This window comes from bacterium (assembly GCA_021372775.1).
Taxonomy (GTDB): Bacteria; Acidobacteriota; Polarisedimenticolia; order J045; family J045; genus JAJFTU01.
The window spans coordinates 1-8,816 of the sequence record JAJFTU010000249.1; the positions used below are offsets into that span (position 1 = coordinate 1).

At 73.9% G+C, this 8,816-nt stretch carries 10 protein-coding genes; 3 read left to right on the forward strand and 7 right to left on the reverse strand.

Going from position 1 to position 8,816, the window contains the following annotated elements; translation table 11 throughout:
• The 7 genes from LLG88_08895 to cysE all read right to left on the reverse strand — a co-directional run.
• The coding region (locus tag LLG88_08895) for an MFS transporter (protein MCE5247016.1) at positions 1-236 on the reverse strand (236 nt) is incomplete at its 3' end.
• Positions 237-317: 81 nt separating this feature from the next.
• Positions 318-1,685 carry a sigma-54 dependent transcriptional regulator gene (locus tag LLG88_08900; protein MCE5247017.1) on the reverse strand — a complete coding sequence of 456 codons (1,368 nt, stop codon included), beginning with the start codon at positions 1,683-1,685 and terminating at the stop codon, positions 318-320.
• Positions 1,682-3,301, reverse strand: a complete 1,620-nt coding sequence (locus LLG88_08905; GenBank protein ID MCE5247018.1) for a HAMP domain-containing protein — start codon at positions 3,299-3,301, stop codon at positions 1,682-1,684. The genes LLG88_08900 and LLG88_08905 overlap by 4 nt, the downstream gene beginning before the upstream one ends.
• A gap of 157 nt (positions 3,302-3,458) precedes the next feature.
• Positions 3,459-4,139 (reverse strand): glycine cleavage system protein H, encoded by a 681-nt coding sequence (locus LLG88_08910; protein ID MCE5247019.1) that lies wholly within the window; start codon positions 4,137-4,139, stop codon positions 3,459-3,461.
• A 278-nt stretch (positions 4,140-4,417) separates the two neighbouring features.
• Positions 4,418-4,897 (reverse strand): acyl-CoA thioesterase, encoded by a 480-nt coding sequence (locus tag LLG88_08915; GenBank protein ID MCE5247020.1) that lies wholly within the window; start codon positions 4,895-4,897, stop codon positions 4,418-4,420.
• Between the two features lie 21 nt (positions 4,898-4,918).
• Entirely contained in the window at positions 4,919-6,094 is a 1,176-nt protein-coding gene (locus LLG88_08920; protein ID MCE5247021.1) for a saccharopine dehydrogenase NADP-binding domain-containing protein, read from the reverse strand.
• Between the two features lie 117 nt (positions 6,095-6,211).
• Positions 6,212-6,856, reverse strand: a complete 645-nt coding sequence (gene cysE, locus LLG88_08925) for a serine O-acetyltransferase (protein MCE5247022.1) — start codon at positions 6,854-6,856, stop codon at positions 6,212-6,214.
• A 102-nt stretch (positions 6,857-6,958) separates the two neighbouring features.
• Here cysE and LLG88_08930 point away from each other — a divergent pair, with 102 nt between their 5' ends.
• Genes LLG88_08930 through LLG88_08940 form a run of 3 tightly spaced genes read left to right on the forward strand, consistent with a single transcriptional unit; the run spans position 6,959 to position 8,733 of the window.
• Entirely contained in the window at positions 6,959-7,456 is a 498-nt protein-coding gene (locus LLG88_08930; protein ID MCE5247023.1) for a DUF2752 domain-containing protein, read from the forward strand.
• Positions 7,457-7,483: 27 nt separating this feature from the next.
• Positions 7,484-8,176, forward strand: coding sequence for an HAD family phosphatase (locus tag LLG88_08935; GenBank protein MCE5247024.1), 693 nt, complete (start codon positions 7,484-7,486; stop codon positions 8,174-8,176).
• Positions 8,173-8,733, forward strand: coding sequence for an NUDIX hydrolase (locus LLG88_08940; GenBank protein MCE5247025.1), 561 nt, complete (start codon positions 8,173-8,175; stop codon positions 8,731-8,733). The genes LLG88_08935 and LLG88_08940 overlap by 4 nt, the downstream gene beginning before the upstream one ends.
• Positions 8,734-8,816: the final 83 nt, after the last annotated feature.

Here is an 8,816-nt window from a genome sequence, read left to right on the forward strand (position 1 = left end):
GGCGCCGCGGGCGCCGCGCCGCCGCGCGCGACGGCGGCGACGGCGTCGGCGATCGCCGGCAGGTCGCGCCGCGCGCGCGTCCACCCGGCGGCGAAGCCGAGCGCCAGCGCCGCGAGGAGCGCGAGCGCCCAGAGCGGCGCCGCCCAGGCGTCGCTTGCGGCCAGCGCCCCGCCGACCGCCGCGACCATCGCGGCGAGCGGCGCGAAGAGCGCGAGACCGCGGCGCGGCGCGCTCATCGGCGTCCCGCTCCGTCGCCGCCGCGTCCGCTCCCGGACGACGCGCGGCCCGTCGCTTCCGCGGCGCTCATCGGCGGCCGCTCACTCGGTCATGCCGCCGCGCTCGAGGCCGTAGCGGCGGATCTTGGCGTAGAGGGTCGTGCGGTCGATGTCCAGCGCGCGCGCGGCGCGGCTGATGTTCCAGCCGGTCTCCTCGAGCACGCGCAGGATGTGCGCCCGCTCGACGTCGGCGAGGCTCCGCTCCGCGTCGTCGCGCGGCGCGCCGGCTTCGTCCGGCGGCAGGTCGCGCGCCTCGATCAGCGGCGGCCGCCCGACGACCATCGCCCGCTCGATCGCGTTCTCCAGCTCGCGCACGTTGCCGGGCCAGTCGCGGCGCCGCAGCTGCTCCAGCGCGGCGGGGGCGAAGCCGGCGAAGCGCCGGTTCATGCTCGCGGCGAGCCGGGCCCGGATCGCCTCCGCGATCTGCGGAATGTCGCCGCGCCGGGCGGCGAGCGGCGGCACGACGAGCTGCACGACGTTGAGGCGATAGAAGAGATCGCGGCGGAACGTCCCCTCGGCGACCATCCGCTCGAGGTCGCGGTTCGTCGCCGCGATCAGGCGGAAGTCGCTGGCGATCGACTGGCTGCCGCCGAGCCGGGCGAAGCTCCGCTCCTCGAGCACGCGGAGCAGGTCCACCTGCATCTTGGGCGGCACCTCGCCGACTTCGTCGAGGAAGAGCGAGCCGCCGTCGGCCAGCTCGATCTTCCCCTTGCGCCGCTGGCTCGCGCCGGTGAAGGCGCCGCGCTCGTGGCCGAACAGCTCGCTCTCCAGCAGCGATTCGGGGATCGCGCCGCAGTTGACGACGACGAGCGGCATGTAGCGGCGCGGCGAGAGGGCGTGCACCGCGCGCGCGACGAGCTCCTTGCCGGTCCCCGACTCTCCCTGGATCAGCACCGAGGAGTCGGTCGGGCCGACGGTGCGGATCAGCTCCTTGAGGCGCAGCACGGCCGGGTCCTGGCCGACGATCCGCTCCAGCGGCGCGTTCTCGTCGATCTGTTCCTTGAGCCGGCGGTTCTCCCGCGCCAGCTTCTTGAAGTCCACCGCCTTGGCGACGAGCCGCGCGAGGTCCTCGGGGTCGAACGGCTTGGCGATGTAGTCGAACGCCCCCGCCTTGAGCGCGGCGACGGCGGTGTCCACCGAGGCGTAGGCGGTCATCACGATCACCGCGGTGTCGGGGGCGATCTCGGCCAGCTTGCGCTGCAGCTCGATCCCGTCCATCCCCGGCATCTTGATGTCGGTGAGGCAGGCGTCGAAGCGCCCCTCCTGCATCGCCCGCAGCGCCTCGCGCGCCGAGGAGCAGGCGGCGACCTCGTACCCCTCCTCCTCGAACCAGCCGGACAGCGACGCGCGGACGATTTCCTCGTCGTCCACGATCAGCAGGCGCCCCTTGGGGGACGCGGCGTCGTTCATGCTTCACCTCGCGGCGCGCCCGCGTCGTCGGCCGCGACGTCGGGCGGAAGGACCATCGTCACGCGCGTCCCCGCGCCGGGGGCGGAGTCGACGTCGAGCCGCCCGCCGTGGCGCGAGACGATGCCGTAGACGACCGACAGCCCGAGCCCTGTTCCTTGGCCCTCGGGCTTGGTCGTGAAGAACGGCTCGAAGATTCGCGGCAGGATGTCGGCGGGGATTCCCGCGCCGGTGTCCCGCACCTCGATCTCGATCCCGCCGCCGGGGCGGGGACGGGTCTCGACCGTCAGCGTGCCCCCCTTGGGCATCGCCTCGACGGCGTTGATCAGCACCGCCAGGAGCGCCTGCTCGATCTGCGCGCCGTCGGCGACGACCGGCGCCGCGGCTTCGTCGAGGCGCAGCGCGAGGTCGATCTCCTCGAGGTCGAGCTTGTGGCCGAGCAGCCGCGTCGCGCGGCGCACGACCTCGTTGACGTCGATCGGCGCGCGCTGCGGCGGCCGCTGCCGCGAGAAGGCGAGGAGGTCCTGCACGATGCGCCCGCAGCGTCCGACCTCGCGGTCCACCATCTCCATCCAGGACTCGATCTCCGCCGCCCGCTCCGGCGGAATCGGCTCCCCGGCGGCGAGCGCCTTGCGCGTCCGGCGCGCGAAGACCTGCACGCCGGCGAGCGGGTTGTTCAGTTCGTGGGCCACGACGGCCGCCAGCCGCCCGAGGCAGGCCATCCGTTCGCTGCGGACCATCTGGTCCTGCGCGGCGGCGAGCTCGCGCGTCCGTTCGTCCACGCGGTCCTGCAGCGTGCGGGTCCAGCCGCGCAGTTCCTCGTGCGTCCGCTGCAGGTCGCCGGCCATCGAGTTGAAGGCCAGCGCGACGTCGCCCAGTTCGTCGTTCCCCTTGGGCGGAACGCGGGCGAGGTCGTCGCCGCCGCCGAGCCGCGCGATCGCGCGGCGCATCGGGCGCAGGCGCCGCCGGAGCATCGCGCCCACCACGATCGCCATCACCGCCGCGGCGGCGAAGTGGACGACGATCGCCGCGCCGAGGAGCCGCTTCGTCCGTTCGGCGTAGGTCGCGTCGGCCGAGGCGAGGGAGAGCTGGGTGTCGATCACGCCGAGGACCCTCTGCCCGGGCGGGTGGTGGTGGCAGGCCCCGGAGCACTCCGCCTCGCCGGGGAGCGGCTCGATCATCCCCAGCACCCGGCCGCGGACCGGATCGCGGAAAATCCGCACCCGTTCCTCCCGCGGCAGGTCGGCCTTCGGGGGACCGGGGACGTGGCAGGAACGGCACTCGGGGGCCGAGACGTCGAAACGCCGCCCGATCTCCGCCTCGTCGGAGGAGAAGACGACGTCCCCCTTCTTGTCCAGCAGCCGGATCCGGACGATGTCCGGCTGGCGGTGGATGTTGTGGATGACCTCCTTCACGTCGTCCCAGCGGTTGTGGAGCATGCCGGAGCGGGTCGCCTGGCGGATCAGCTCGGTGACGGAGGAGGCGGAGGCGACGACCTGGCGCTCGAAGTCGCGCCGCGCCTGCGCGCGGAGGGCGAGGAGCGCGATCCACGCCCCGAGCGCGCCGACGACCGCCGCGACGAGGGCGAAGCGGAAGGCGAGGGAAACGCGGGGGCGCATGGCCGCTCTCCGCCGCCGGCGCCCGTCGCGGCGATTCTCGACATCTCGGGCCGGCGGTCCTCACGAAGTATAGGCGGCAAGTAAGGGGCTGTGGGCAAAAGCGACAGGGGGCGCGGCCGATCGGCCGCGCCCCCCGGGCGGAGAAACGTCGCCGGCGTCAGCGGGCGTCGGTCAGCAGGAACCGGGACTGCGCCCGTTCCCACGCCGCGTCGTCGAGCTGGTCGCCGATCCCCTCGAGCGGCTCGCCGCCGTCGGCCGCGGCCGGGGCCATCTCGGCCGGGGCGAAGAAGGCGTGGAGGGCGGCGGCCGCCTCGTCGAGGAAGCGGCGGGCCATCTCGCCGGTGAGCAGCGAGCGGAGGTCGTAGGAGAGCTCGGCGCTCTTGATTTCGGCCAGCCAGCCGCTCTGGTAGGGCGCGGCGGTCAGGGCCTCCGGGCGCTCGGCGAGGTCGCGGTTGACCGCGGCGACGACGCCGCCGACCGGGGCGAGGATGGTGATCCGGCGGCCTTTCCGCTCCAGCGTGAGGAGCGGCCGCCCGGCGCGCACGGTCGTGCCGACGGCGGGCAGGTCGATCCGGTCGGGGCGGCCGACCAGCTTGGCGGCGAAGTCGTCCAGGCCGATTCTGGCGAGCCCTTCGCCGGCGCGCCGGGCCCAGGTGTGGCCGGCGTGGTAGGAGGCTTCGGGATCGAAGCGGAACCCCGCGACCCGCGTCGCCGCCAGAAGCGCCTCTTCCTGCCGCTCGCGGATCTGCTCGGCGAGGGCGGGCTGGCGCTTGATGTGGAGAATCACGTCGATCACGAGGAAAACGGCGATCATCAGGACGACGAAGAGGGCGACCATTGTTGCCTCCCGGCCGGCGGTTCGACCCGGTCTGGTGTGGTGTTTGCCGCCAATTCCTTTTGCACGCCTTGTGCCACGGCCGCGCTGATCCGGCAAGTCGCTGAAGATCAAAGGGTTGCCTAGAAATGGCGACAGGGACGCCCCGCATTCAGTTGTCGAAAATCGCCGCAACGCTCGCCGCCGCGACGCGGCGCCCGTCCGCACGGCGCGACGCAAGTCGCTCCGGATCAACACTTTGGCGGACGGCGTGCCTCGTCCGGAACGAGTGTGGGAATCGCCTACAGCTCTCCGCGGGTCACCAGCCGCTGCGCGCGGCGCGCCGCCGCCCGTTCCGCCCGCGCCCGTTCCTCGTCCGTGTCGAATTCGAGCGGCGGGATCGGGGCCGGGCGGCCGTTCTCGTTCAGGGCGACGAGGGTGACCAAGGCGCGGCAGGTCTGCGTCCTCTCGCCGGTCCGGGGATCCTCGGCCTCGACGGCGACGACGACCTCCATCGACGTGCGGAAGGCGGCCGTCAGCTCGGCCGAGAGCATGACGATCATCCCCTGCCGGATCGGGTGGAGGAAGTCGATCCGGTCCATCGAGACGGTGACGACCGGCATCCGGCAGTGGCGCATCGCGGCGATCCCGGCGCACTTGTCGGCCAGGGCGAGGACCCGTCCGCCGAACATGTCGCCGTGGGTGTTGGTGTCCTCGGGGAGGACCAGTTCCGTCATCGCGGTGCGCGAGGACGAGGGGACGAGGCGGGTCGGCTCGGTCACGGCTCTGTCCTTTCGGGCCGGTCAGCGGCGCACGAGCGCCAGCGGGCGTTGGGCGAGGCGGGCGAGGAACGGGGCGGGGGGCACGGCGATTTCCAGCGGGCGCGAGCCGGGGGCGATCTCCCCCGACGCGGCCATCTCGGCGACCGCGGCGGCGGGGAAGGCGGTGCAGCGCTCCATCGCCGTGAACCCCGTCGCGGGGTCCTCGCGGTCGAACAGGTCGAAGACGACGCGCGCCGGCCGGCCGTCGTGGCGCCCCGCCACCTCGACCCGCAGCACGACGAGGTCCGGCTCCTCGGGATGGTCGAGCAGCGGCGCGAGCAGCGCGACCGCGACGTCGCGCGGACGGACCGCGGACCCGTCGGGCAGCGGGACCGGCGTCTCGGAGAGCAGCCCGATCTCGGCCAGCGCGAGGAAGCGGTCGCGGTGGCCGGGGTAGCGCACCGTGCGGTACTCGAACGTCTTCAGCCGGCCGAGGTAGGTCTGCGGCGCGGTCGAGGTCCCGCCGCTCGTCGGGAACGCCTCCACCCGCCCGAGCTCCGGCAGCTCGAGCTGCTCGATCTCGGACAGGGCGGGGACGAGCGCGATCTTGCCGTCGCGGAGAAAGACGGCCTCCCCCGCGTACTCGTTGAGCAGTCCGGCCGCGCTGAAGACGAGGCGGTAGCCGAGCGGCGGAAGCGGGCGCCGCGGCAGGCCGCCGCACCAGATCCGCGCCGCCTCCGGCTCGTCGAGCGCCTCGATCCCCGCCGCGGCGAGCGTGTTGGCGAGCCCCGGCGCGAGTCCCGTGTCGGGCACGAGGGCGATCCCCGCCGCGCGGGCCTCGCCGTCGAGCGCGAGGAACGCCGCCGAGACGTCGGTGTTGCCGCCGAGATCGACGAGGTGGCAGCGCGCGGCGACGGCCGCGCGGGCCGCGTTCGGCCCGAAGCGGTAAGGGAGCGCGGAAAGGGCCGCGGCCGCTCCGGAGAGCGCCGCCGCCAAGGAGCGTTCGCTCGCCGCGTCGGCCTTGATCCCGGCGAAGCGCGTTTCCGGGGCGAGGCGCCGCAGATGCGCCAGCGCCTTGTCGAGCGCCTCGCTCGAGCGATCGACGAGATCGACCTCGGCCGCGCCGCCGACGCGCGCGAAGTCGTAGGCCGCCGCCGTTCCTTGCCGCCCGGCGCCGAGCACCGCGGCGCGCTTTCCGCGCAGACCGTCGTTCGCCATCCGTCGTTCCCCTCGTTCCGCGGCGCGGGGCGCCGCGATGGGCGGCGAGGGTCGCTCGCCGGGTCTCCGGATCTTCGGTCCCCTAAGGCGCCGCGCGGAGATCCGCGCGGCGCGGCGTCACTCTTCGTCGATCTCCCGGATCCGCCGCTCGAGCCGCTCGATCCGGCGTTCCAGCTCGGCCATCGCCTTCGCCGTCGGATCGGCGATCCGCTCGTGGTGAAGCGTGATCGTCTCCGCCTCGTGCGGGTCGCGCCGCTGGACTTCGCGCGCCGGCGAGCCGACGACCGTCGCCCCCGGCGGCACGTCGCGGACGACGACCGAGTTGGCCCCGATCCGCGCGCCGCGCCCGACCCTGATCGGGCCGAGCACGCGCGCCCCCGCGCCGACGACGACGTGGTCCTCGAGCGTCGGGTGCCGCTTGCCGTGCTCGAGGCTGACGCCGCCGAGCGTCGATCCTTGGTAGAGCACGCACTCGTCGCCGATCTCCGCGGTCTCGCCGATCACCACCCCCGCGCCGTGGTCGATGAAGACCCGCCGTCCGACGCGCGCGCCGGGGTGGATCTCGACGTTGGTGAGAAAGCGCGCGGCGTGGGCCACGAAGCGCGGCAGGAGGACCAGCTTAAGCCGCCAAAGGGCGTGGGCCGCGCGGTGGAACCAGAGCGCGTGCAGGCCGGGGTAGAAGAGCAAGACCTCCAGCTTGCTGCGCGCGGCCGGGTCCCGCTCGAAGACCACGCCGACGTCTTCCCTGATTCGTTTCAGCATCGCCCGCCAATATGCGACGAAACGGCGCCGTCCGGGAAGCGGGTCGCGCCGTTCGCCGCGCCGATTTCACGCGACGGGGGCTGGCGGGCGATAATCGCGCCGATGGACGTCCCCTTCGGCATCTCGGAAAAGCGCGCGGTCGTTCCGCCGCCGCTCGCGGAGCGTCGCGCCGGGCCGTTCGCGCTCCGCCTCTATCCGGCGTCGCATCCGACGGCGGACGTCGAGATCGCCGCGGCCCTCGCCGGGCTGCTCGCCGCCGCGGCGTTGCTCCTCCTGCCGCTCGACGCCTGGGCCCCGCTCGCCGGGGGCTGCCGCTTCCACGACTGGACCGGGATCCCCTGCCTGACCTGCGGGACGACGCGGGCGGTGCTCGCGCTGGCCCACGGCCACCCGCTGACCGCGCTGCGGCTCAACGCGCTCGTCGCGCTCGCGCTGCTCTCGGCCCTCGTCTACGCCCCGGCCGCCGCCGCGATGTGGCTGTTGCGCCTTCCGCGGCCGCGCCTCGCGCTGGCGCGGGGACGGGCGCGGTGGGGCGCCGCCGCGGTCTGCGCGCTGATTCTGACGCTGCAGTGGGCCTTCCTGATTTGGGATGGGCGCTGACCCCCGCCGGGCCGCAGAATGTCCCCGATGGCCAACGACGGCGGGCGCAACGGGCGGATCAAGGCGATCTGCTTCGACGTGGACGGGACGCTGATCCACCACGCCGAGGAGAAGACCGTCTGGCAGGTCCTCAACCAGACCTTTCTCGGCGACGACGTGCGGAACGAGGAGCGGATGGCCGCGTTCCGCGCCGGCCGGCTGAGCTACGCCGACTGGGTGGCGCTCGACGTCGGCGACTGGATCGAGCGGGGCGTGGGCCGCGCGCAGATCGAGGCCGCGATCCGCGCCGAGCTGACGGCCGTCGAAGGGGCGCGCGAGGCGATCGACGAACTGCGGGCCCGCGGCTACAAACTGGCGGTGATCTCGGGGACGCTCGACGTCACGCTGCGGCTGCTGCTCGCGGACGTCGTCTTCGACCGGGTCTTCTCCAACAAGATCTTCTTCGACGAACAGGGGGCGATCGCCGGCTGGCGGGCGACGCCGTACGACGTGGACGGCAAGGCGCGCGCGCTCGCCGACGCGGCCCGGGAGTGGGGGCTCGCCCCGACCGAGTGCGCCTTCGTCGGCGACCACTGGAACGACCTCGCCGCGCTGCGCGCGGCCGGCTTCGGCGTCGCGTTCCGCCCGAAGGACGACGCGCTGCGCGCCGTCGCCGACGTCGTGATCGAGGACGGTCCGCTCACGGGACTGCTCGAGTACTTTCCGGAGGCCGAGGGATGATCGACGACTCGCAGGTGCTGCGCGGCGAACGAGTGTTCGAGGGGAAGCTGGTCAAGGTGGACCGCGAGGTGGTGCGGCTTCCCGGCGGCCGCGAGGCGACGCTGGAGACGATCCGCCATCCGGGCGCCGCGGCGATCCTCCCGTTCAACGCCGACGGCACGGTGACGTTGATCCGGCAGTTCCGGCACGCGGTCGGCGGCTTCATCTACGAAGTCCCGGCGGGGAAGCTCGACAAGGGGGAGGCGCCGGAGTCGTGCGCCCGGCGCGAGATCGAGGAAGAGGTCGGCGTGCGCGCGGGGCGTCTCGTCGAACTCGGCGCGGTGGTCACGACGCCGGGGTTCACCGACGAGGTGATCTGGCTCTACGAGGCGCACGACCTCGTCGCCGGCGAGCAGGCGCTCGAGCCGGACGAGATCCTCGAGGTGCTCGAGGTCCCGTTCTCCGAGGCGGTGCGGATGACGCTCGACGGGCGGATCCGCGACGCGAAGTCGGTCTGCGCGATCCTGCTGGCCCACGCCCGCCGCGCGGTCGCCGCCGAAGTCGCGCCGAAGCCCTGAGCCGGGACCGGCCCCGCGGCGCGGTTCGTCCCGCGGCCGGCGCGGGAGCCGGGCCGGGGCCGCCTCGGCCGGCTTGTCCGGCG